This is a genomic window from Streptomyces torulosus (genome assembly GCF_001419765.1).
GTDB lineage: Bacteria > Actinomycetota > Actinomycetes > Streptomycetales > Streptomycetaceae > Streptomyces > Streptomyces torulosus.
This window is the reverse complement of record NZ_LIRK01000382.1, coordinates 1-19,471: the sequence shown is the minus strand read 5'-3', so window position 1 is coordinate 19,471 and position 19,471 is coordinate 1. Positions and strand designations below refer to the sequence as shown.

Below are 19,471 nucleotides of genomic sequence, written 5' to 3'. Positions count from 1 at the left end.
CCCGTACGCCCGGCCGGGCGCGCGGGGCGCCCTGGTCTGCCTGGAGGACGTCGGCGAGGAGACCTACCGCCTCGACCGCTACCTGACCCAGCTGCTGCGGGCCGGCTGGTTCGACGGCGTCGCCGGTGTCCTCCTCGGCTCCTGGGCCCAGTGCGAGCCGTACGAGGGGGTCCGGGCCCTCCTCGTGGACCGCCTCGGCGGACTCGGTGTGCCGACGGTGGAGGAGTTCGGTTTCGGCCACTGCGACGGCGCGTTGACCGTCCCGTTCGGTGTGACGGCCGAACTGGACGCCGACGCGGGCACGCTGACGCTGGACGAGCCGGCGCTGCTCTGAGCCGGAGCCGGTCCGCGCGGAACCGGTCCGGGGCCGGCGCGCGGGACCCGGGGGCGCCGGGACGCGCGCTCACCCCGGCGGTGGGCTCCCGCCGGGCGGGGAGCGCCGCCGCGTCGCATCCTGGTCGTATGAGCCCGAAGACCACCGCGTCGGCCCGAGGCAGGGGCAGGGCACGCGGGCACCGGCAGTGGGGTGACATGTTGACGCCCGGCAGGGTCACCGTCGGCCTGCTCGCCGTGCTCACCCTCGTCTTCATCTTCGAGAACACCCGGAACACCAAGATCCGGCTGCTGTTCCCCGAGGTCACGATGCCGCTGTGGCTGGCGCTGCTCGGGACGGCGCTGATCGGAGCGGTGTGCGGGGCGTACTTCATGAAGCGCCGCTGACGGGCCGTCGGTACCAAGGCCCCGGCCGGGCGGCGGGCGCGGGACGGCTCGGCGTACCGTGGCCGGGTGTCCGAGAACATGCGCCACCTCGCCGAGGGCCCCCGTGTGGGGATACGGCATTTCACCCTCGACGACGGCCCCGAGTTCGTCGCGCGGGCTCGGGAGAGCCGGGACCTGCACCGCCCGTGGCTCTTTCCGCCCACCACACCCGTCGCGTACACCACCTACGCGGGGCGGCTCATCAAGGACCCCACGAAGGCCGGGTTCCTGGTGTGCGAGCGGGACGGTGGGGCGATCGCCGGGTTCATCAACATCAACAACATCGTGGAGGGCGCCTTCCAGTGCGGCGCCCTCGGCTACGGGGCCTTCGCCCACGCCGCCGGACGGGGGCTGATGGGGGAGGGGCTCGATCTGGTCGTCGAGCACGCGTTCACCGCCCTGGGGCTGCACCGGCTGGAGATCAACGTGCAGCCCGGCAACACCGCCTCCATCGCCCTGGCCCGCCGCTGCGGGTTCCGGCTGGAGGGCTTCTCACCCGACTTCCTGTTCATCGACGGGGCGTGGCGGGACCACGAGCGGTGGGCGCTCACCACGCGGATGCGGTCCGACGACCTGGCCAACCGCCCCTGAAATTAACTACGTTGCCGTCGACCCACTGTGTGCACGAGGGAGCGGCAGCCGTCATGGGGGACCTGGACAAGACCTTTCGCGCGATCGACGTCGGCGACGGCGGGGACGGACGATGGGCCGCCCACACGCGCCCGCTCTGGTCGCTCGCCGAGGGGTGGATGACCGAGGAGGGCCGCACCCCCGAGGGGGCGGAGCGGGCCCGGCAGCTGTTCGAGACGCACATGCCGGAGCTGGTCCCGGTACTGGACCGGCTCGTCCGGCAGCTCGATCGGCCCGACGCCGAGGCCTTCCTCACCCTCGCGACCCTGCGCCCCTTCTTCTCGGGCTGCACCCAGATCGGCGGCGCCGGAACCCTGCTGCGCAACTACGACTTCGACCCCGACGAGTGCGAGGGCGTGATCGTCCGCTCCGACTTCCTGCGCCCGGTGATCGGTATGCAGGACGCGGCCTGGGGGCTGCTGGACGGGATGAACGACGCCGGGCTCGCGGTGTCGCTCACCTTCGGCGGGCGCCTCGTCCACGGCCCCGGCTTCGCCGTGCTCATCGTCCTGCGCTATCTGCTGGAGACCTGCGACACCGTCGACGAGGCCGTGGGCAGGCTGCGGTCCATCCCGATCTCCCTCCCGCAGAACGTCACCCTCGTCGATTCCGAGCGGGCGGTCACCGTGTACGTGGGGCCGGACATCGAGCTGACCGAGGCCCCGGACGCCTGCGCCGCCAACCACCAGCATCTGCCGGTGCCCGAGGAGCAGGAGCGGTTCTCCCGGACCGGGCGGCGGCTGGCGGCGATCCGCGCGGCGGGCGTGGACGTGGCGGCGATGCTGGAGGCGCCGCTCCACCAGACCGCGTACGACGAGGGGCTGGGCACGCTCTACACCGCCCACTACCGGCCCGGCGAGGGACGCGTCACCTACCACTGGCCCGGTGAGTCCTGGGAGCAGTCCTTCGACGCGTTCGCACCGGGGGAGCGCACGATCCGCCTCGGGCGGCGCGGCTGAACCAGGCCCGTCGGGGCGGGCGCCGACCTCTCCCGGCCCGGTCCGTCGACGCGTTCCGGCCCCGTGGGCCCGCTCGACGACGCAGGATGGGGCCATGCGGAACATCGTCGTCGTGGACGCCCCCTCGAACCTCGGCCTGCGGCCGCCCGCCCCCGGCACCGTGCCCGGCTGCTACAAGCTCGCCGGGGCGCTCAGGGAGCAGGGGATCGTACGGAGACTGGGAGCCCTGGAGGGCGGTGTGGTGGTGCCGCCGCGATACGACCGCGGGGACTGGCAGGAGGGGGACGGGGTGTTCAACGCGGCCGCGCTCGCCTCGTACACCCGTCGGCTCGCCGACCGGGTCGAGCGGCACCTGCGCGCCGGGGAGCTGCCCGTCGTCCTCGGCGGCGACTGCTCGATCCAGCTCGGCGCCTCCCTCGCGATGCGACGGATCGGGCGGTACGGGCTCGTCGCGATCGACGCGTCCGCCGACTTCCGGCATCCGGGCAACTCGGACCGGATCGGCGCGGCCGGTGGCGAGGAACTCGCCCTCGCCACCGGCCGCGGACAGGACGACCTCACCGACCTGGAGGGCCTGAAGCCGTATCTGCGCGACGAGGACGTGCGCCTCTTCGGCATCCGGGACGCCTTCGAGGACGACCGGACCGAGCTGGCCGACCTGAAGATCCCCGTGGCGACCGTCGGCGACCTGCGCACGTGGGGCCCGGACGACCTCGCCCGGGTCACCGCGCAGAGCTACGAGACGCCCGAACTCGGTGGCTTCTGGGTGCACCTCGACGCCGACGTCCTCGACCCGTCCGTCATGCCCGCCGTCGACAGCCCCGACCCCGACGGACTGCTCCCCGACGAACTGACCGCGCTGCTCGGCCCGTTGGTGACGTCACCGCACTGCGTCGGCCTCAACGTCACCATCTACGACCCCGATCTCGACCCGGACGCCACGGCGGGCGCGCTGCTCACGGACATCGTGGTCGCCGCGTTCGCCGGCCGGTCCGGGAGCTGAGGCACCGCCGGGGCTATCCCCGCACGCGGCGGTCGGCGTACTCGAACACCGAGCCGTCCGGGTGCACGGCGATCAGATTGCGGCCGACGGGCGTCGGCACCGGGCCCGCGAGGACACGGGCCCCCGAGTCGTTGAGCACGCGGTTCGCCTCGTCGACGTCCTCGACCGCGATGGTCGCGGCCACCTTCCGCAGCACCTCCAGCTCGGACTCCGGGCCGCTCATCAGCAGGAAGCACCCGATGGCGGCGACCTGGACGCCACCGCGCTCGAAGCGCATCGCCGGTCCGCCCGAGAGTCTCTCGTAGAACGGCACCGCGGCCTCAAGGTCGTCGACGCAGATACGGAGCGTGGTTCCGAGAATCTCCATACGGAAAAGCCTAGTTGGAAAACCGCCCGGACCGGCCACGCGGGAGATCGTTCCGGGCGGCCGGAGCCGGCGGGGTCCGCGTGCGGGACCGCCCGCGGGGCCCGCGCGCCGCGTTACCCGGGGAGGGCATCGGGTACTCGGGCGGCATGGACCGCCTGGATCATCTGGAACATCTGGACAAGCACCTGGTCGACGAGCTGGCGCTGGTGGCTCGCGAGACCGTGCGGGACGAGCTGCGGCAGCAGACCCGCAAGCAGCGTCACCGGGCCGCGCTCTACGCCGCGTCCGGTGCCCTCGCCCTGTACGCGGGTGCCGCGCTGGCGCTCGCCCTCGGTCTGGCACTGTCGCTGGCCCTGCCCGACTGGGCCGCCGCACTGATCACGGCCGTCGTGCTCGGCGCGGCGGCGTACGTCCTCAGGGGCGCGGCCCGTCCCTCCGCGTCCCGGCCCGGCGCCGGGCATGGGGCCGAGCGCGCCGCCGACCATGACCACGGCGCCGGCGACATCGCGCCGGGCATGCCGCCGGGTGGGGTGGCACCGGCCGGTTACCCGCCGGTCCCGCCCGTCGCCCCGGCCGCCGGGCCGGTGCCGGGTACGCCGGGCGGGGCGCCGCCCGCTCCGGGCGGTGACCCGGAGACACCGCACCACAGGGCGTGACGCGCCATGGGCACCGCGCTGTCGGGACGCCGTCGCAGGGCCGTGGTGGTCACCGGGGCCAGCGCCGGCGTCGGCCGTGCCACCGCTGTGGCGTTCGCCGCCCGGGGCGACCGGGTGGCGTTGCTCGCACGCGGACGTGAGGGCCTCGCCGCGGCCGCCGACGATGTCGAGCGGGCCGGGGGCGAGGCCCTCGTCGTGCCCGTCGACATGGCCGACGCCAAGGCGGTGGAGGACGCCGCCCAGCAGGTCGTCGACGCCTTCGGGCACATCGACGTCTGGGTCAACAACGCCTTCGCCGGGGTCTTCGCGCCGTTCCGGGACATCACCCCCGACGAGTTCCGGCGGGTCACCGAAGTGACCTACCTGGGCTATGTGTTCGGGACCCGGGCCGCGCTGCGGCACATGCTGCCCCGCGACCACGGCACGATCGTCCAGGTCGGCTCGGCGCTCGCCTACCGGGGGATCCCGCTCCAGTCCGCGTACTGCGGCGCCAAGCACGCGATCCAGGGCTTCAACGAGTCGCTGCGGTGCGAGCTGCTGCACGACGGGTCGCGGGTGCGGACGACCATGGTGCAGCTGCCGGCCATGAACACACCCCAGTTCGAGTGGGTGCTGAGCCGGCTGCCGGGACGGGCACGGCCCGTCGCCCCGATCTTCCAGCCGGAGGTCGCCGCGCGGGCGGTCGTGCACGCGGCCGGGCACGGGAGGCGGCGCGAGTACTGGGTGGGCGGCTCGACCGTGGCGACCCTGATCGCCAACGCCGTCGCGCCGGGGCTGCTCGACCGGTACCTCGGCCGCACCGGGTTCGCCTCCCAGCAGGACCAGGGCGAGCACCGAGGGAACGGCAACCTGTGGGTGCCCGCGGACGGCCCCCACGGGCGGGACCACGGGGCGCACGGGCGCTTCGACGCCGAGGCCCGGACCAGGAGCGCGCAGGACTGGGCGTCACGCAACCGCGACCGGGTGGGCGCGGTGATTGCGGTCGGCGGGCTGGGCGCCGCGCTGACCGCCGGCCTGCGCCGCCTGGGCCGGACACCGTCGCGCCGGTAGGAACAGCGGGGAATGAGGGGAACGACAGGAAGGCTGCCTCCCGCGGGAGGCAGCCTTCCTGTCGTGCACTCGGCCCAGACGATGGGGAGAGAAGACACCATCTGGGCCGAGAATCCGGGGGTGTGCCGGCGTCAGCCCTGGCGGAGCTGCGGCAGCACCTTCGTGCGGTAGAAGTCGAAGAAGCCGCGCTGGTCGGGGCCGATCTGACCGACGTACACGCGGTCGAAGCCCGCCTCGACGAAGGTCCGCAGCTCACGGACGTGCTCGTCGACGTCGTCGCCGCACACCGTGTTCTCGCCGACCATCTCCTCGGTCACCAGCGGTCCCAGCTGCTCGAAGTGGCGGGGCGTCGGCAGGATCTGGCCCATCTCGCCGGGCAGGTACTGGTTCGGCCAGAGGCGGTGGGCCGTACGGACGGCCTCCTCGCGGTCCTGGCCCCAGCACACCTTCGTACCGCCACTGACGAGCTTGCCGCCCCCGCCGCCCTTGCGGTACTGCGTCACCATCTCCTCGTCCGGGCCCATCGTGATGAAGCCGTCGCCGACGCGGGCGGCCAGCCCGGCGGCCTTGGGTCCGAACCCGGAGAGGTCGATCGGGACGGGCTCCTCGGGGACCGTGTAGAGGCGGGCGTTCTCCACGGTGTAGTGGGGCCCGTGGTGGGTGACCTCCTCGCCGGTGAACAGGCGCCGCATGATCTGGATCGACTCCTCCAGCATCTCCAGGCGTACGTTCGCCGGCGGCCAGTGCGTGCCGAGGATGTGCTCGTTGAGGGCCTCGCCCGAGCCGAGGCCGAGCCGGAACCGGCCCCCGGTCATCACCGCGCTGGTCGCCGCGGCCTGCGCCACCACCGCCGGGTGGATCCGGACGGTCGGGCAGGTCACCGCCGTCTCGACCGGCAGCGACACGGCCTCCGAGAGAGCGCCGATCACCGACCACACGAACGGGCTCTGGCCCTGCTCGTCGTTCCACGGGTGGTAGTGGTCCGAGATCCACAGGCAGTCGAATCCGGCCTGCTCGGCCATCCTCGCCTGCTCGATGAGGTCAGCGGGACCGAACTCCTCGGTCGCCAGGAAGTAGCCGAACTCGGGCATGGGGGGTGTCCTTGGCTGGTGCGGGTCAGGTCGCGTCCGGGTACCCGGAGGTCACGGTGGAAACCCACGGCCTGGGCGGCCCCCACCGGTTTGGGCGACCCCACCAGGGGGACGCGGTAAGCCCGTACGGCGTGGGCCGGAAGCCCCGAGATCGAGGCCGTACGCCCAGATCGGACCATCGAGGACTCCACGACCGAGGACTCCGTACGCGCGACCCCGCCGGAGGCGAACCGTGAGTCGACCCCGCATCGTGATCGTCGGTGCCGGCTTCGCCGGCTACCGGACGGCCCGCACCCTGGAGCGGCTGACCCGGAACAAGGCCGACATCACCCTGCTGAACCCGACCGACTACTTCCTGTATCTGCCCCTGCTGCCCCAGGTCGCCGCCGGCATCCTGGAACCGCGCCGGGTCACCGTCTCCCTCACCGGCACCCTGCGCCACACGCGCCTGGTGCTCGGCGAGGCCGACGAGATCGACCTCGACGCGCGCACCGTGCGCTACGCCGACCCCGAGGGCGGTGTCGGCACCCTGACCTACGACCGGCTGGTGCTCGCCGCCGGCAGCGTCAACAAACTCTTGCCCATCCCCGGCGTCGCCGAGCACGCCCACGGCTTCCGCGGTCTGCCGGAGGCGCTGTACCTGCGCGACCACGTGACCCGGCAGGTCGAGCTGGCCGCCGGCTCCGAGGACCCCAAGGCCTGCCGCTCGCGCTGCACCTTCGTGGTGGTCGGCGCCGGGTACACCGGCACCGAAGTGGCCGCCCAGGGGCAGCTGTTCACCGACGAGCTGGTGCGCAGGCAGCCACGCTGGGACGGGGTACGGCCCCGGTGGATGCTGCTCGACATCGCCGAGCGCGTGATGCCGGAGATGGACGAGAGGCTGTCCGCCACCGCCGACCGGGTGCTGCGGCAGCGGGGCGTCGAGGTGCGGATGGGGACCTCCGTGAAGGAGGCGACACCCACCGGAGTGCTGCTGAGCGACGGGGAGTTCGTCGACACCCGCACCCTGGTGTGGTGCGTGGGCGTACGGCCCGATCCGCTCGCCGAGTCGCTCGGGCTGCCCATGGAACGCGGCCGGCTGCTCGTCGAGCCCACGCTCCAGGTGCCCGGCCGCCCCGAGGTGTTCGCCTGCGGGGACGCGGCCGCCGTGCCCGATCTGACCAAGCCCGGCTCGTACACGCCGATGACCGCACAGCACGCCTGGCGCCAGGGCAAGGTCGCGGCCCTCAACGTGGCCGCCTCCCTCGGCCGCGGCGAGCCGAAGCCGTACCGCCACAGCGACCTGGGCTTCGTCGTGGACCTCGGCGGGGTCAAGGCCGCCGCCAACCCCCTCGGCATCGCCCTGTCCGGGCCCGTCGCCGGAGCCGTCACCCGCGGCTACCACCTGGCCGCCATGCCCGGCAACCGCGTCCGCGTCGCCGCCGACTGGCTCCTCGACGCGGTCCTGCCCCGCCAGGGCGTCCAGCTCGGCCTCGTCCGCTCCTGGTCGGTCCCCCTGGACACGGCCTCCCCGGAACTGGCGAAGCCACCCTCCGCCCCCGCGAAGCCCGGGCCGGACGGACACGGGAGCGCCTCCGAAAGGACGGGCAAGGCCGACTCCGGGGGAGAGAGCGCGGCCGGGAAGAAGACCCCGGAGCCGACCGGGGCGGCACGCGGCCGGGGCACGCCGGAGCGGACCGACACCTCGCACACGCCCGCACCGGGTGCGGAAGGAGACTCATGAACAGCCGTCAACTGAACGAGCTGGCCCAGCAGTTGCGCGTCGACAGCATTCGCTGCTCGGAGGCGGCCGGGTCCGGGCATCCCACGTCGTCGATGTCGGCGGCGGAACTGATGGCGGTACTGACGGCCCGGCACTTCCGCTACGACTTCGAGCGGCCCGAGCACCCCGGCAATGACCGCTTCGTGCTGTCGAAGGGCCACGCCTCGCCCCTGCTGTACGCGGCGTACAAGGCTGCCGGGGCGATCAACGAGACGGAGCTGATGACCTACCGCAAACTGGGCAGCCGCCTCGAAGGGCACCCCACGCCGCGCCGTCTGCCCTGGGTGGAGACGGCCACCGGGTCCCTCGGCCAGGGCCTGCCCGTGGCCGTCGGCATCGCGCTCGCCGGGAAGCGGCTGGACCGCACCGGCTACCGGGTCTGGGTGATGTGCGGGGACAGCGAACTCGCCGAGGGCTCCGTCTGGGAGGCCGCCGAGCACGCCGCGTACGAGCACCTCGACAACCTGACCGCGATCGTCGACGTCAACCGGCTCGGCCAGCGCGGCCCCACCCGGCACGGCCACGACCTGGACGCCTACGCCCGCCGCTTCGCCGCCTTCGGCTGGCACACCATCGAGATCGACGGCCACGACGTGGACGCCGTCGACCGCGCCTACGGCGAGGCCGCGTCCACCAAGGGTCAGCCCACCGTGATCCTCGCCCGCACCCTCAAGGGCAAGGGCGTCGAGGCCGTCCAGGACCGCGAAGGGCTGCACGGCAAGCCCCTCAAGGACGCCGACGAGGCGATCGCCGAACTCGGCGGCCCGCGCGACCTCCGCGTAGAGGTGCCCGAACCGCCCGCCGCGCGGATGCTGCACGCCGTACGGACCGGGCACCTGGAGCTGCCCCGGTACGACATCGGCGACGAGGTGGCCACCCGCGACGCCTTCGGGCAGGCGCTCGCCGCGCTGGGCGGCGCCCGCGGCGACGTCGTCGCCCTGGACGGCGAGGTCGGTGACTCCACCCGTACCGAGTTCTTCGCCAAGGAACACCCCGACCGGTTCTTCGAGTGCTACATCGCCGAACAGCAACTCGTGGCCGCGTCGGTGGGGCTCGCGTCGCGCGGCTGGGTGCCGTTCGCCTCGACGTTCGCCGCGTTCTTCACCCGCGCCCACGACTTCGTCCGCATGGCCTCGATCAGCGGGGCCGGCATCAATCTCGCCGGCTCGCACGCCGGGGTCGCGATCGGCCGGGACGGGCCCTCGCAGATGGGCCTGGAGGACCTGGCGATGATGCGCGCCGTGCACGGTTCGACCGTGCTGTACCCGTGCGACGCCAACCAGACCGCCAAGCTCGTCGGCACCATGGCCGACCTCGAAGGCGTCCGCTATCTGCGCACGTCCAGGGGCGGGACCCCCGTCGTCTACAGCCCGACCGAGGACTTCCCCGTCGGCGGCAGCAAGGTGCTGCGGGCCTCGGACGACGACCGGCTGACCGTCGTCGCCGCCGGGATCACCGTCCACGAGGCGCTGAAGGCCGCCGACGCGCTGGGCCGCGAGGGCATCCCGATCCGGGTGATCGACCTCTACTCGGTCAAGCCCGTCGACCGCCGCACCCTGCGGGAGGCCGCGGAGCGCACCGGCTGCCTCCTCACCGTCGAGGACCACCACGCGGAGGGCGGCCTCGGCGACGCGGTCCTGGAGGCCTTCGCCGACGGGCGGCCGGTGCCCCGCCTGGTGCGCCTCGCGGTGCGGGACATGCCGGGCTCCGCCTCCCCCGAGGAGCAGCTGCACGAGGCGGGCATCGACGCGGAGGCGATCGCGGCGGCCGGCCGCCTCCTGGTGGAGCACGCGATCGCGCCCTGACCGGCGCGGCGGGAACGGTCCGTACGGAGTGAGGAGTTGACCATGGGGGCCGCACGCACCCTGCGGGTCGGCCGGCGCGGCGTGGAGATCCACCGCCCCGAGAAGGTGCTCTTCCCCGTGGACGGCGATGGGCAGGGGCAGGGCGGCGGCAAGGAGTACACCAAGGGCGACCTCGTGGCGTACTACCGGGCCGTCGCCCCGTTCATGCTGCCGCATCTGCGCGGGCGCCCGCTGATGCTGGAACGGCACCCGGACGGCCTCGGCGGCCCCACCTTCATGCAGAAGAACACCCCCGACCACTATCCCGACTGGATCGAGCGGGTGGAGGTGGCGAAGGAGGGCGGCACGGTCGTCCACGCGGTCTGCGAGGACACCGCCACCCTCGTCTACCTCGCCGACCAGGCCTGCGTCACCCTGCACCGCTGGCTCTCCCGGACCGGCCGGATCGACCGGCCCGACCGGATGGTCCTCGACCTCGACCCTGCCGAGGACGACTTCGACCAGGTCCGCCGAGCGGCCCGCGACGTCAAGGAGCTGCTCGACGAGCTGAGGCTGCCGTCGGCGCCGATGACCACCGGCTCCAAGGGCCTGCACGTCGTCGTGCCGGTGAACGGGCACGACGACTTCGACGCGGTGCGCGACGTCGCCCGGGAGATCGCCGAGGAACTGGTCCGCGCCCACCCCGAGCGGCTCACCACCGCCGCCCGCAAGAAGGACCGGGGAGGGCGCCTCTACCTCGACGTCCAGCGCAACGCCTACGCCCAGACCGCGGTCGCCCCCTTCACCGTACGGGCCCGTCCCGGCGCCCCCGTCGCCACACCGATCACCTGGGAGCAGCTCGACGACCCCGCCGTCGACGCGCGCCGCTGGACGATCGAGGACGCCGTCGACCAGGCCCGCACCGACCCCTGGGCAGGGGTGATGCGCCGGGCCCGCGCCCTCGGCCCGGCCCGACGGCGGCTCGGCACGCTGCGCGGTTGAGACCGTACGCATCCCGAAGGTTTGGCCAACGGCCGGGGGGCCACTCGGTGTTCGAGGTGGCCATGTCGAACACATCCAGCACATCCAAGACGCAGCGTTCACAGAAAAACCAGACGTCACAGAAGAACCAGACATCACAGGAAGCGGACGAACCGGAGGAGGGGCGGGAGTCGTCCGGGCATTCCCGGGACGAGGCGGCCCAGGGCCGTCCCACCCCCATGCAGATACTGCGCCACGCGCGGACCCAGCTCGCGGAGCTGACCGGCATGGCGCCCGAGTCCGTGTCGTCCTTCGAACAGACCGAGGACGGCTGGACGTTGGAGGTCGAGGTCCTGGAAATGGCCAGGGTCCCCGACACCATGAGCCTGCTCGCGAGCTACGAGGTGGAGCTCGACCCGGACGGTGAGCTCACCGGTTACCGGCGCGTCCGCCGCTACGAACGCGGGAGGGCCGACCCACGTCGGTCCGGCGGCCGCTAGGCCGTCGTCCCGCACTGGCATTCCCAGACACAGGCATCCCCAGACACCAGCACCCCATACAAGGAGGAACGGCCGGCATGACCGTAGTCCCGGCACAGCAGTCCGGCGGTGGAGGCGGCAGCAGCGGTCTCTACGACGTCCTGGAACTCGTCCTCGACCGAGGACTGGTCATCGACGCCTTCGTACGGGTCTCCCTCGTGGGCATCGAGATCCTGAAGATCGACGTACGGGTCGTCGTCGCGAGCGTCGACACCTATCTGCGCTTCGCCGAGGCGTGCAACCGGCTCGACCTGGAGGCCGGGCCGCGCAAGGACCCCGGCCTGCCGGACCTCGTCGGTGAGATCACCGAGTCCGGCGCGCGCGGCAAGTCGAAGGGGGCGCTGTCCGGCGCCGCCGAGACGATCTCCGATGCCTTCAAGCAGGCCCGCGACGACGGCCAGACCGAATCGCGACCCCGGGCCCGCAAGACCACCAGCTCGCGCAAGAGGGAGGAACAGGAGTGAGCACGTACGTCTACGGCATCACGGCCGGCTCGCACACCGCTCTCCCCGAGGGCATGGGCGGGGTCGGTGACCCGCCGCGCCCCGTGCGCATCCTGAAGGAGGGCGAGCTGGCGGCGATCGTCAGCGATGCCCCCGAGGGGCTGCGCCCCAAGCGCAAGGACCTGCTCGCCCACCAGAACGTGCTGAGCGAGGCGGGCGGGGGCGGCGCTGTGCTGCCCATGCGGTTCGGCAGCGTCGCCCAGGACGACGCGGCCGTCACCGGGGTGCTCGCCGAGCGTGCCGAGCACTACCGGGAACGGCTGGGCGCCCTCGACGGCAAGGTCGAGTACAACGTCAAGGCCAGCCACGACGAGCAGGGCGTGCTGCACCGCGTGATGAGCGAGAACGCCGAGCTGCGGGCGCTGGCGGAGACCAATCGCAAGGCCGGCGGCGGCACCTACGAGGACCGGCTGCGGCTCGGCGAGATGGTCGCCACCGCGGTGCAGCACCGGGAGGCCGAGGACGCGGCGGAGCTCCAGCGGGCGCTGGAGGCGGCCGCCACCGACGTCAGCGTGGGCCCCGAGTCCACCGGCTGGCTGGCCAACGTCTCGTACCTGGTCGACCGGCAGTCGGCCGAGGTGTTCCTCGCCGCCGTGGAGCAGCTCCGCAAGAGCCATCCGCACATCGAACTGCGGGTCAACGGTCCGCTGCCGCCGTACAGCTTCGTCGAGCCGGGCCCCGCCCAGCACGCGGAGGCGGAGGCGGCGCACTGATCGCGCCGCGCGCACGGCGCACGAGGTCGAAGGAGGCGAGTGCATGGGTCTGATCACCGAGGTGCTGCTGCTGCCGTTCGCACCGGTGCGCGGCAGCCTCTGGGCGGTGAGACAGGTGCTGGCCGAGGCCGAGCGCCAGTACTACGACCCGGCGGCCGTCCGCGCCGATCTCGCCCGCCTCGAGCAGCGGCTCGACGCGGGCGAGATCGATGAGGAGGAGTTCGACCGCTTGGAGGACGAGCTTCTGGAGCGGCTGGAGATCAGCGCGCGCAGGAGCACGGGAAATGGCGACGGGACGACATGATGAACCGAGTGGGACTGGGCCTCGCTGTCGGGGCCGGATACGTCCTCGGACGTACGAAGAAACTGAAGCTCGCCTTCGCGGTCGGCACCATGGTGGCGGGCAAGCGGATGAATCTCGGTCCGCGGGCGATCGCGGACCTGGTGTCCCGGCAACTGCTGGACAATCCGCAGTTCAAGGAGATCGGGGACCAGCTGCGCGGTGATCTGCGCGGAGTCGGCAAGGCGGCCACCGGAGCCCTCGTCGAACGCCAGATCGAAGGTCTGGCGGACCGGCTGCACGGCCGCACCTCCCAGGTGCGCGACCAGCTCTCCGGGGCCGCCCCCGGGCGGTCGGATCGCGACGAGGACGACGACGCGTACGAGGACGAGCGCGCCGAGGCGTCCGACGCGGACGACGAGGAGGGCGCCGGCGCCCGGTCCGACGCGGACGACGCCGAGGCCGGCGACGAGGAACCCGAGCGCGAGCGGCCGGCGCGGAAGCCCGCCGCGCGGGCCGCCAAGAAGGCCCCCGCGAAGAAGACCGCCGCCCCGGCCGCGCGCAAGGGCACGGCGAAGAAGGCCGCCGCCAAGAAGGCGGCTACAAGGAAGACCACCCCGGCCAAGAAGACCGCCCGCAAGACCACCCGGTCGCGGGCCACGAGGGGAGGCGGTGGCGATGACTGAGACCCTGGGTGCGGCGACCGGCCGCGCGACCAGGACGGCGAAGGGCGCGACCGACACGGCGAAGGGCGCGGCGAACGGCACCCCGTTCTCCGACCTCGCCCACAGCCCCGCCGTCGACCATCTGAAGGAGGAGGCCAGGGAGTTCCTGGCCGCGCAGGCCCAGCGGATGCTGGTCGGTCTGGGCCGCAAGCTCGGCGAGACCACCGGCAAGCTGAACGACATCGCCGACGGCAACAGCCCCGGCTTCGCCAAGCTCGCCCTGGAGGGCGGCCGCAAGCTCGCCGAGGGCAAGGGGCCGCTGCGCACCGCCCTGGAGCTGGGCGCGGGCCGGGCCAAGGACAGTGTGATGGGTGCCTTGAAGAACCTGGGCGGCGGCAAGGGCGGCCGCGGTGGCGGAGCGGGCAGCAAACCCACGGTGATCCTGGAAACCATCGACGTCGGTGTGCCCGTGCGCACCGCGTACGACCGGTGGACCCGGTACCAGGACTTCAGCACCTTCGCCAAGGGCGTCAAGAGCGCCGGCCGGGCGGACGACACCCACTCCGACTGGCAGCTCAAGGTCTTCTGGTCCAACCGCAGCTGGAAGGCACACACAACCGAACAAGTGCCCGATGACCGGATCACCTGGACGTCCGAGGGCGCCAAGGGCACCACGAAGGGCACCGTCTCGTTCCACGCGCTCGCGGACAACCTCACGCGGGTGCTGCTGGTGATCGAGTACTACCCGAAGGGCCTGTTCGAGAAGACCGGCAACCTCTGGCGCGCCCAGGGCCGCCGCGCTCGGCTCGACCTCAAACATTTCGCCCGCTTTGTCACTCTTAAGGGTGAAGCGGAGGAAGGCTGGCGCGGGGAGATCCGCGACGGCGAGGTCGTGCGCTCCCACGAGGACGTGGTGGCGGACGAGGAGCGCGAAGAGTCCCGTGACGACGACGAGGCCCGCGACGAGCACGAGGGCGCCTACGAGGACGACGAGGGCGCCTACGACGGCGACGAGCCCGACGACGAGCCCCGGGACGCCGACGAGGCCGACGAGGCCGACGAGGCCGAGTACGCGGACGAGGAGGACGCCGAGGACGCGTACGAGGAGGACCTCGAGGACCCCGACGAGGCGGAGGACGCGTACGAGGACGACGTCGAGGAGGACAGCGGCGAGGAACCGTACGACCATGAGGACGAGGAACAGGCCGCCGTGGGCGGGAGCCGCCGGTGACCTTCCCCAGCCGAGTCCCCGAGCCGTACGGCCAGAACGGCAGCGCCAACCTCGCCGACATCCTGGAGCGTGTACTGGACAAAGGTCTGGTGATCGCGGGCGACATCCGGATCAACCTGCTCGACATCGAACTGCTCACCATCAAGCTGCGCCTCATCGTCGCCTCCGTCGACAAGGCGAAGGAGATGGGTATCGACTGGTGGGAGACCGACCCGGCCCTGTCGTCGCACGCTCGCCGCGACGAACTCTCCCGAGAGAACGCCGAGTTGCGCGCCCGGCTCGCCGAGCTGGACGACGGCCGTCCCCGGCGTGAGCCGGAGCCGGCCGTCGAGCGCGGCCGTGCCAGAGAGGAGTCCTCATGACCGGACTGCGCTACGTGTACGCCGTGTGCCGACCCTTCGACGCGCCGCTCCAGTCCCAGATCACGGGGGTCGGGGGCGCCCCTCCCCGGCTGCTGCGCCACCACGACCTGATCGCCGTCGTCAGTGAGGTGCCCGAGCGGGACTTCGCGGAGCAGCCGCTCCGTGCCCACCTGGAGGACCTCGACTGGCTGACCGAGACCGCCCACGCCCACCAGAACGTGATCGACGCGCTCACCGTGGTCACCACCCCGCTCCCGCTGCGCCTCGGCACGGTCTTCCACGACGACAGCGGCGTACGGGTCATGCTGGAGGCCCGTGAGGAGGGCTTCCTGCGCACCCTGGACCGGCTGTCGGGCCGGGTGGAGTGGGGCGTCAAGGTGTACGCGGAACCGGAGACCGAGGAGCAGCCGCCCCGGGAGCCGGCGAAGGTCACCAGCGGGCGGGACTATCTGCGGCAGCGGCGGCGCAGCCGGCAGGCCCACGAGGAGATGTGGGAGAAGGCCGACCGGTTCGCCCGCCGACTGCACGAGACCCTCTCGGCAGCCGCCGAGGACACCCGGCTGCACGCACCCCAGAATTCCGCCCTCTCCGGCGCGCCCGGCCGCAATGTGCTGAACGCGGCCTATTTGGTGCCGCGCCGGAATTCCGAGGAGTTCGTGGAACTCGTGGACCGCACGAAGAACGAGGAACCCGGATTGCGCGTGGAACTCACCGGACCCTGGGCCGCCTATTCCTTCAGTGGTGAGGAGCCCGGCGACAGGGAATCCGATGGCATGAGCGGAGAGAATTCGTGACCGTCATAGAACGCCGGGAGGTGGCCCTCGTCGACCTGCTCGACCGGCTGCTCGCCGGCGGGGTCGTCATCACCGGTGACCTCACCCTGCGCATCGCGGACGTCGACCTCGTCCGTATCGACCTGAACGCGCTCATCAGCTCCGTGAACGCGAACGTGCCCGCACCCTGGGGAGGCACCGAGTGACCGGCCGCAACCGTATCGAACTGGAACCCGACACGGTGGAACGCGACCTGGTCAAGCTGGTCCTCACCGTCGTCGAACTGCTCCGTCAGCTCATGGAGCGGCAGGCGGTGCGCCGGTTCGACACCGGGGAGCTCACCGAGGAGCAGGAGGAACGCATCGGACTCACCCTGATGCTGCTGGACGACCGGATGACCGAGCTGCGCGAGCGCTACGGCCTGCGGCCCGAGGACCTCAATCTGGACCTCGGGCCGCTCGGACCGCTGCTCCCCAGGGACTGAGCCCGCCCTTCGGCGGTTCATCGTGCCCGGTCCCCGGGGAGTTCCTTCACCACCTGTACCAGCGGCCCCTGCCCCCGGCTGCGGTCGTACCGCGCAGCAGGAATCCGAGGAGCCACAGGACCAGAACGGCCAATGCGATGTACCAGAGAACCTTCACCGCGAATCCGGCACCGAAAAGAATCAGCACCAGCAGCAGTACCAGCAGGATGGGAACCATTATGCGAACCTCCTGATGGTCCGGGTCTCCAGAATTCCCGGATTCAGGCAGGCTTACGGCAGATAATTTCTCCGTGCAGTACGGCGAACCAGCCGTCCTCCTGCCGCCCCCATTCCCGCCACGCCGCCTCGATCGTCCGCAGTTGCTCCTCGGTGGCGTGACCGCCCTCGGTGGCCCGCTCGGCGTACGCGGAGGCGACCGTGCGGTCCGCCCACAGCTCGCTCCACCAGGCCCGCTCCTCGGCCGTGGAGTACGTCCACGTGGAGGAGGTGGCCGTGATGTCGGTGAGCCCGGCCCCCAGGGCCCAGGACTTCAGCCGGCGCCCGGCGTCCGGCTCGCCCCCGTTCGCCCGGGCCACCCGCCGGTACAGGTCCAGCCAGTCGTCCATGCCCGCCGACCGCGGGAACCACGTCATCGCCGCATAGTCCGAGTCACGGACCGCGATCAGACCTCCGGGCCTGGTCACCCGCGCCATCTCGCGCAGCGCCTGCACGGGGTCGCCGACGTGCTGGAGCACCTGGTGGGCGTGGACCACGCAGAAGGTGTCGTCCGGATGGTCCAGCGCGTGGACGTCGGCGACCGCGAAGTCCACGTTGGTCACGCCCCGTTCGGCGGCCGTGGCCCGCGCCTGCTCCAGGATGCCGGGGGCGTGGTCGACGCCGGTGACGTGGCCGTCCGGGACCAGGGCGGCGAGATCCGCGGTGATGGTGCCGGGGCCGCACCCGATGTCCAGGACCTTCATGTGCGGCTTCAGCGAACCGAGGAGGTACGCCGCCGAGTTGGCGGCCGTCCGCCAGGTGTGCGACCGCAGTACCGACTCATGGTGCCCGTGCGTGTAGACGGCGGTCTCCCGCGCTTTCGACATGGCCGTTCCCCTTCTCCAGGTCTTGGGGGAACCGTACGCGCCCATGCCGAATATTGAGACCGCCGTCTTGAATGCTGGACGAGCGGTGAACGGGCGGGCGGTCGCCGGACCGCCTGCCGCACCGCCCGCCCGGGGTCAGCCGAGAGGCCGGTAGACCGTGAGCGCCTCCGGGAGCTTCCGCAGCGTCAGATCGCCGTGCACCTCCGTGACTTCGCCGTCGTACGCCAGCGGGGTGCCCGGTGTGACGCCCTCGATGCGGAGCCGGTTCACCCGGACCGCGGCGTGCGCGGGGGAGCGGGTCAGCGGGCCGGCGAGGGCCGCCGCCAGCAGCCGCAGCGCCGGGCGGCGCCCGCCGTGCACCACACGGACGTCGAACAGCCCGTCGGCGAGGTCGAAACGGTGGCCGGGGGCCAGGCCCAGCCGGTGGTACGTGCCGTTGCCCGCGAACAGCAGCCAGATCGGGCGCGGCCGGCCCTGGAACGTGGCCTGGAGCGGGTGCCGGTCGGAGCGCAGGACACGCACCGCCGCGATCACCCCGGCCGGCCAGCCGCCGAGCATCCGCTCCCAGCGCTCGCGCTCCCGCACCAGCTCCGGGTACACGCCCACGCTGAACGTGTTGACGAAATGGCCCTCCGTCTCACCGGACCGGAAGTGGCCCACGTCCACCCGGACGGCCTCGCCCCGGCGCAGGGCGCGGCTGAGATCACGGACGTCCTCCACGCCGAGGTCGTGCGCGAAGTGATTGAGCGTGCCGCCGGGCAGGACGGCCAGGGGCAGGCCGTGGCGCAGGGCGACCTCGGCGGCGGCGTTCACCGTGCCGTCGCCGCCGCACACGCCGAGCACCCGGGCGTGGGCGGCCGCCTTCTCCAACTCGGCGCGCAGGTCCTCCGGTTCGCACTCCACTGTCTGGGCGCCCGGGAGCGCGTCCCGCAGCGCGCGTACACGGTCGGCCGTACCGGAGGCGGTGTTGGCGACCATGACCAGACCCTCGCCGTCCGGCAGCGCGGGCGCGTCCGCGCGGGGGCGCCCGGGGGGCGCGAGCTGGTCGCGGGTCGGCACCATGCCCCGTACGGCGTAGGCGGCGCCCACGCCGAAAGCGGCGCCGACCAGGACGTCACTCGGGAAGTGCACCCCCGTGTACACCCGGGACAGCGCGACGGCCGCCGCGAGCGGGGCGACCGCCGCGCCCCAGCCGCGCGACTCCAGGGCGACGCCGGTCGCGAAGGCGGCGGCGGAGGCGGAGTGACCCGACGGGAACGACGTGGTGATCGGCTGGCGCTTCAGCTGGCGCATGACGGGGACGTTGTCCAGGACCGGGCGGGGGCGGCGCACCGTGCGCTTGCCGAGCGTGTTGATCGTCGCCGAGGCCAGGGCGAGGGAGGCCACGCCGCGGGCGGCCGCCCTGCGTGCCCTCGGGCTGCGGGTCGCGGCGATCGCGGCCGCCGTGGCGAACCAGAGGACGCCGTGGTTGGCGGCGCGGCTCAGCCTCGGCAGCATGGGGTGGGCGCCCGGCCACTCGCGGGTCGCCACCGCGTTGAAGAGACGGCTGTCCGCGGCGAGGAAACGGTCCCGGAGGATGTGGTGGCCCGGCGGGCGGACGGTGAGGTCGACGTCTGCGGTCATGGCTCCACGGGTACCCCATGGTGCGGAAACCGTGTCAGGCGGGGGTGCCCTCGGGCCACCGGCCGCCCGGAGTCCGTGGTGGACCGGTCGGGGTGTGGAGGCGGTCTCGGGGGCGCGGCCGCGTGGAGTCCGTGGTGGACCGGTCGGGGTGTGGAGGCGGTCTCGGGGGCGCGG

24 protein-coding genes and 1 pseudogene are annotated in these 19,471 nt (G+C 72.6%); 20 read left to right on the top strand and 5 right to left on the bottom strand.

Annotation, left to right across the window (positions count from 1 at the left end; all coding sequences use genetic code 11):
- From AOK23_RS25860 to AOK23_RS25840, 5 genes and pseudogenes are all read left to right on the top strand, one after another.
- Positions 1 to 334: pseudogene (locus AOK23_RS25860) on the top strand (LD-carboxypeptidase); the annotation flags it as partial.
- Positions 335 to 462: 128 nt separating this feature from the next.
- A complete protein-coding gene (locus AOK23_RS25855) occupies positions 463 to 720 on the top strand; it encodes a LapA family protein (RefSeq protein ID WP_055715034.1) in 258 nt (85 codons plus the stop codon).
- Positions 721 to 798: 78 nt separating this feature from the next.
- On the top strand, positions 799 to 1,350 hold the full coding sequence (locus AOK23_RS25850; protein ID WP_055715037.1) for a GNAT family N-acetyltransferase: 552 nt from the start codon (positions 799 to 801) through the stop codon (positions 1,348 to 1,350).
- Between the two features lie 53 nt (positions 1,351 to 1,403).
- Positions 1,404 to 2,348, top strand: coding sequence for a C45 family autoproteolytic acyltransferase/hydrolase (locus tag AOK23_RS25845; RefSeq protein WP_055715033.1), 945 nt, complete (start codon positions 1,404 to 1,406; stop codon positions 2,346 to 2,348).
- 94 nt (positions 2,349 to 2,442) lie between these two features.
- Positions 2,443 to 3,351, top strand: coding sequence for an arginase family protein (locus AOK23_RS25840; protein WP_055715032.1), 909 nt, complete (start codon positions 2,443 to 2,445; stop codon positions 3,349 to 3,351).
- Between the two features lie 13 nt (positions 3,352 to 3,364).
- Here the strand turns inward: AOK23_RS25840 and AOK23_RS25835 are convergent, their stop codons facing one another.
- Positions 3,365 to 3,718, bottom strand: a complete 354-nt coding sequence (locus tag AOK23_RS25835) for a VOC family protein (RefSeq protein WP_055715031.1) — start codon at positions 3,716 to 3,718, stop codon at positions 3,365 to 3,367.
- 146 nt (positions 3,719 to 3,864) lie between these two features.
- On the opposite strand from AOK23_RS25835, the gene AOK23_RS25830 reads away from it, so the two are divergent.
- Positions 3,865 to 4,374 carry a phage holin family protein gene (locus tag AOK23_RS25830; protein WP_055715030.1) on the top strand — a complete coding sequence of 170 codons (510 nt, stop codon included), beginning with the start codon at positions 3,865 to 3,867 and terminating at the stop codon, positions 4,372 to 4,374.
- Between the two features lie 6 nt (positions 4,375 to 4,380).
- The gene (locus tag AOK23_RS25825; protein WP_055715029.1) at positions 4,381 to 5,424 is read left to right on the top strand and encodes an SDR family oxidoreductase; all 1,044 of its coding nucleotides are present in this window, start codon (positions 4,381 to 4,383) and stop codon (positions 5,422 to 5,424) included.
- 131 nt (positions 5,425 to 5,555) lie between these two features.
- Here the strand turns inward: AOK23_RS25825 and AOK23_RS25820 are convergent, their stop codons facing one another.
- Positions 5,556 to 6,515 carry an LLM class F420-dependent oxidoreductase gene (locus AOK23_RS25820; protein ID WP_055715028.1) on the bottom strand — a complete coding sequence of 320 codons (960 nt, stop codon included), beginning with the start codon at positions 6,513 to 6,515 and terminating at the stop codon, positions 5,556 to 5,558.
- Positions 6,516 to 6,747: 232 nt separating this feature from the next.
- Here AOK23_RS25820 and AOK23_RS25815 point away from each other — a divergent pair, with 232 nt between their 5' ends.
- The 13 genes from AOK23_RS25815 to AOK23_RS25755 all read left to right on the top strand — a co-directional run bounded on the left by AOK23_RS25815 (position 6,748) and on the right by AOK23_RS25755 (position 16,592).
- Complete coding sequence (locus tag AOK23_RS25815; protein WP_240496557.1) at positions 6,748 to 8,238, top strand: NAD(P)/FAD-dependent oxidoreductase; 1,491 nt, start codon at positions 6,748 to 6,750, stop codon at positions 8,236 to 8,238.
- Positions 8,235 to 10,082 (top strand): transketolase, encoded by a 1,848-nt coding sequence (locus AOK23_RS25810; RefSeq protein ID WP_055715027.1) that lies wholly within the window; start codon positions 8,235 to 8,237, stop codon positions 10,080 to 10,082. The genes AOK23_RS25815 and AOK23_RS25810 overlap by 4 nt, the downstream gene beginning before the upstream one ends.
- A 42-nt stretch (positions 10,083 to 10,124) precedes the next feature.
- A complete protein-coding gene (gene ligD, locus AOK23_RS25805; protein ID WP_055715026.1) occupies positions 10,125 to 11,063 on the top strand; it encodes a non-homologous end-joining DNA ligase in 939 nt (312 codons plus the stop codon).
- A gap of 62 nt (positions 11,064 to 11,125) precedes the next feature.
- Positions 11,126 to 11,542, top strand: a complete 417-nt coding sequence (locus AOK23_RS25800) for a gas vesicle protein GvpO (RefSeq protein WP_055715036.1) — start codon at positions 11,126 to 11,128, stop codon at positions 11,540 to 11,542.
- 77 nt (positions 11,543 to 11,619) lie between these two features.
- A complete protein-coding gene (locus AOK23_RS25795; protein ID WP_055512029.1) occupies positions 11,620 to 12,045 on the top strand; it encodes a gas vesicle structural protein GvpA in 426 nt (141 codons plus the stop codon).
- Complete coding sequence (locus AOK23_RS25790; RefSeq protein WP_055715025.1) at positions 12,042 to 12,797, top strand: GvpL/GvpF family gas vesicle protein; 756 nt, start codon at positions 12,042 to 12,044, stop codon at positions 12,795 to 12,797. The genes AOK23_RS25795 and AOK23_RS25790 overlap by 4 nt, the downstream gene beginning before the upstream one ends.
- Positions 12,798 to 12,840: 43 nt before the next feature.
- Positions 12,841 to 13,101 carry a gas vesicle protein GvpG gene (locus AOK23_RS25785; RefSeq protein ID WP_055715024.1) on the top strand — a complete coding sequence of 87 codons (261 nt, stop codon included), beginning with the start codon at positions 12,841 to 12,843 and terminating at the stop codon, positions 13,099 to 13,101.
- On the top strand, positions 13,101 to 13,763 hold the full coding sequence (locus tag AOK23_RS25780; RefSeq protein WP_055715023.1) for a hypothetical protein: 663 nt from the start codon (positions 13,101 to 13,103) through the stop codon (positions 13,761 to 13,763). The genes AOK23_RS25785 and AOK23_RS25780 overlap by 1 nt, the downstream gene beginning before the upstream one ends.
- A complete protein-coding gene (locus AOK23_RS25775; RefSeq protein WP_055715035.1) occupies positions 13,756 to 14,973 on the top strand; it encodes an SRPBCC family protein in 1,218 nt (405 codons plus the stop codon). The genes AOK23_RS25780 and AOK23_RS25775 overlap by 8 nt, the downstream gene beginning before the upstream one ends.
- The gene (locus AOK23_RS25770; protein WP_055715022.1) at positions 14,970 to 15,335 is read left to right on the top strand and encodes a gas vesicle protein; all 366 of its coding nucleotides are present in this window, start codon (positions 14,970 to 14,972) and stop codon (positions 15,333 to 15,335) included. The genes AOK23_RS25775 and AOK23_RS25770 overlap by 4 nt, the downstream gene beginning before the upstream one ends.
- On the top strand, positions 15,332 to 16,129 hold the full coding sequence (locus AOK23_RS25765; RefSeq protein ID WP_055715021.1) for a GvpL/GvpF family gas vesicle protein: 798 nt from the start codon (positions 15,332 to 15,334) through the stop codon (positions 16,127 to 16,129). The genes AOK23_RS25770 and AOK23_RS25765 overlap by 4 nt, the downstream gene beginning before the upstream one ends.
- Positions 16,126 to 16,314 carry a gas vesicle protein gene (locus tag AOK23_RS25760; protein ID WP_055715020.1) on the top strand — a complete coding sequence of 63 codons (189 nt, stop codon included), beginning with the start codon at positions 16,126 to 16,128 and terminating at the stop codon, positions 16,312 to 16,314. The genes AOK23_RS25765 and AOK23_RS25760 overlap by 4 nt, the downstream gene beginning before the upstream one ends.
- Positions 16,311 to 16,592, top strand: coding sequence for a gas vesicle protein K (locus AOK23_RS25755; RefSeq protein ID WP_055715019.1), 282 nt, complete (start codon positions 16,311 to 16,313; stop codon positions 16,590 to 16,592). The genes AOK23_RS25760 and AOK23_RS25755 overlap by 4 nt, the downstream gene beginning before the upstream one ends.
- A 46-nt stretch (positions 16,593 to 16,638) precedes the next feature.
- On the opposite strand, the gene AOK23_RS25750 is transcribed toward AOK23_RS25755, so the two are convergent.
- The 3 genes from AOK23_RS25750 to AOK23_RS25740 all read right to left on the bottom strand — a co-directional run bounded on the left by AOK23_RS25750 (position 16,639) and on the right by AOK23_RS25740 (position 19,297).
- Positions 16,639 to 16,809 (bottom strand): hypothetical protein, encoded by a 171-nt coding sequence (locus tag AOK23_RS25750; RefSeq protein ID WP_055715018.1) that lies wholly within the window; start codon positions 16,807 to 16,809, stop codon positions 16,639 to 16,641.
- 43 nt (positions 16,810 to 16,852) lie between these two features.
- Entirely contained in the window at positions 16,853 to 17,674 is an 822-nt protein-coding gene (locus AOK23_RS25745) for a class I SAM-dependent methyltransferase (RefSeq protein ID WP_055715017.1), read from the bottom strand.
- A 135-nt stretch (positions 17,675 to 17,809) separates the two neighbouring features.
- On the bottom strand, positions 17,810 to 19,297 hold the full coding sequence (locus tag AOK23_RS25740) for a bifunctional phosphatase PAP2/diacylglycerol kinase family protein (protein WP_055715016.1): 1,488 nt from the start codon (positions 19,295 to 19,297) through the stop codon (positions 17,810 to 17,812).
- Positions 19,298 to 19,471 lie beyond the last annotated feature (174 nt).

Bases quoted from the DNA above. Each gene is read 5' to 3' on its own strand.
- AOK23_RS25840 (WP_055715032.1), top strand. From the start codon at position 2,443: ATGCGGAACATCGTCGTCGTGGACGCCCCCTCGAACCTCGGCCTGCGG.
- AOK23_RS25855 (WP_055715034.1), top strand. From the start codon at position 463: ATGAGCCCGAAGACCACCGCGTCGGCCCGAGGCAGGGGCAGGGCACGC.
- AOK23_RS25820 (WP_055715028.1), bottom strand. From the start codon at position 6,515: ATGCCCGAGTTCGGCTACTTCCTGGCGACCGAGGAGTTCGGTCCCGCT.
- AOK23_RS25785 (WP_055715024.1), top strand. From the start codon at position 12,841: ATGGGTCTGATCACCGAGGTGCTGCTGCTGCCGTTCGCACCGGTGCGC.
- AOK23_RS25775 (WP_055715035.1), top strand. From the start codon at position 13,756: ATGACTGAGACCCTGGGTGCGGCGACCGGCCGCGCGACCAGGACGGCG.
- AOK23_RS25835 (WP_055715031.1), bottom strand. From the start codon at position 3,718: ATGGAGATTCTCGGAACCACGCTCCGTATCTGCGTCGACGACCTTGAG.
- AOK23_RS25830 (WP_055715030.1), top strand. From the start codon at position 3,865: ATGGACCGCCTGGATCATCTGGAACATCTGGACAAGCACCTGGTCGAC.
- AOK23_RS25825 (WP_055715029.1), top strand. From the start codon at position 4,381: ATGGGCACCGCGCTGTCGGGACGCCGTCGCAGGGCCGTGGTGGTCACC.
- AOK23_RS25740 (WP_055715016.1), bottom strand. From the start codon at position 19,297: ATGACCGCAGACGTCGACCTCACCGTCCGCCCGCCGGGCCACCACATC.
- AOK23_RS25845 (WP_055715033.1), top strand. From the start codon at position 1,404: ATGGGGGACCTGGACAAGACCTTTCGCGCGATCGACGTCGGCGACGGC.
- AOK23_RS25850 (WP_055715037.1), top strand. From the start codon at position 799: ATGCGCCACCTCGCCGAGGGCCCCCGTGTGGGGATACGGCATTTCACC.
- AOK23_RS25765 (WP_055715021.1), top strand. From the start codon at position 15,332: ATGACCGGACTGCGCTACGTGTACGCCGTGTGCCGACCCTTCGACGCG.
- AOK23_RS25750 (WP_055715018.1), bottom strand. From the start codon at position 16,809: ATGGTTCCCATCCTGCTGGTACTGCTGCTGGTGCTGATTCTTTTCGGT.
- AOK23_RS25745 (WP_055715017.1), bottom strand. From the start codon at position 17,674: ATGTCGAAAGCGCGGGAGACCGCCGTCTACACGCACGGGCACCATGAG.
- AOK23_RS25800 (WP_055715036.1), top strand. From the start codon at position 11,126: ATGTCGAACACATCCAGCACATCCAAGACGCAGCGTTCACAGAAAAAC.
- AOK23_RS25810 (WP_055715027.1), top strand. From the start codon at position 8,235: ATGAACAGCCGTCAACTGAACGAGCTGGCCCAGCAGTTGCGCGTCGAC.
- ligD (WP_055715026.1), top strand. From the start codon at position 10,125: ATGGGGGCCGCACGCACCCTGCGGGTCGGCCGGCGCGGCGTGGAGATC.
- AOK23_RS25795 (WP_055512029.1), top strand. From the start codon at position 11,620: ATGACCGTAGTCCCGGCACAGCAGTCCGGCGGTGGAGGCGGCAGCAGC.
- AOK23_RS25780 (WP_055715023.1), top strand. From the start codon at position 13,101: ATGAACCGAGTGGGACTGGGCCTCGCTGTCGGGGCCGGATACGTCCTC.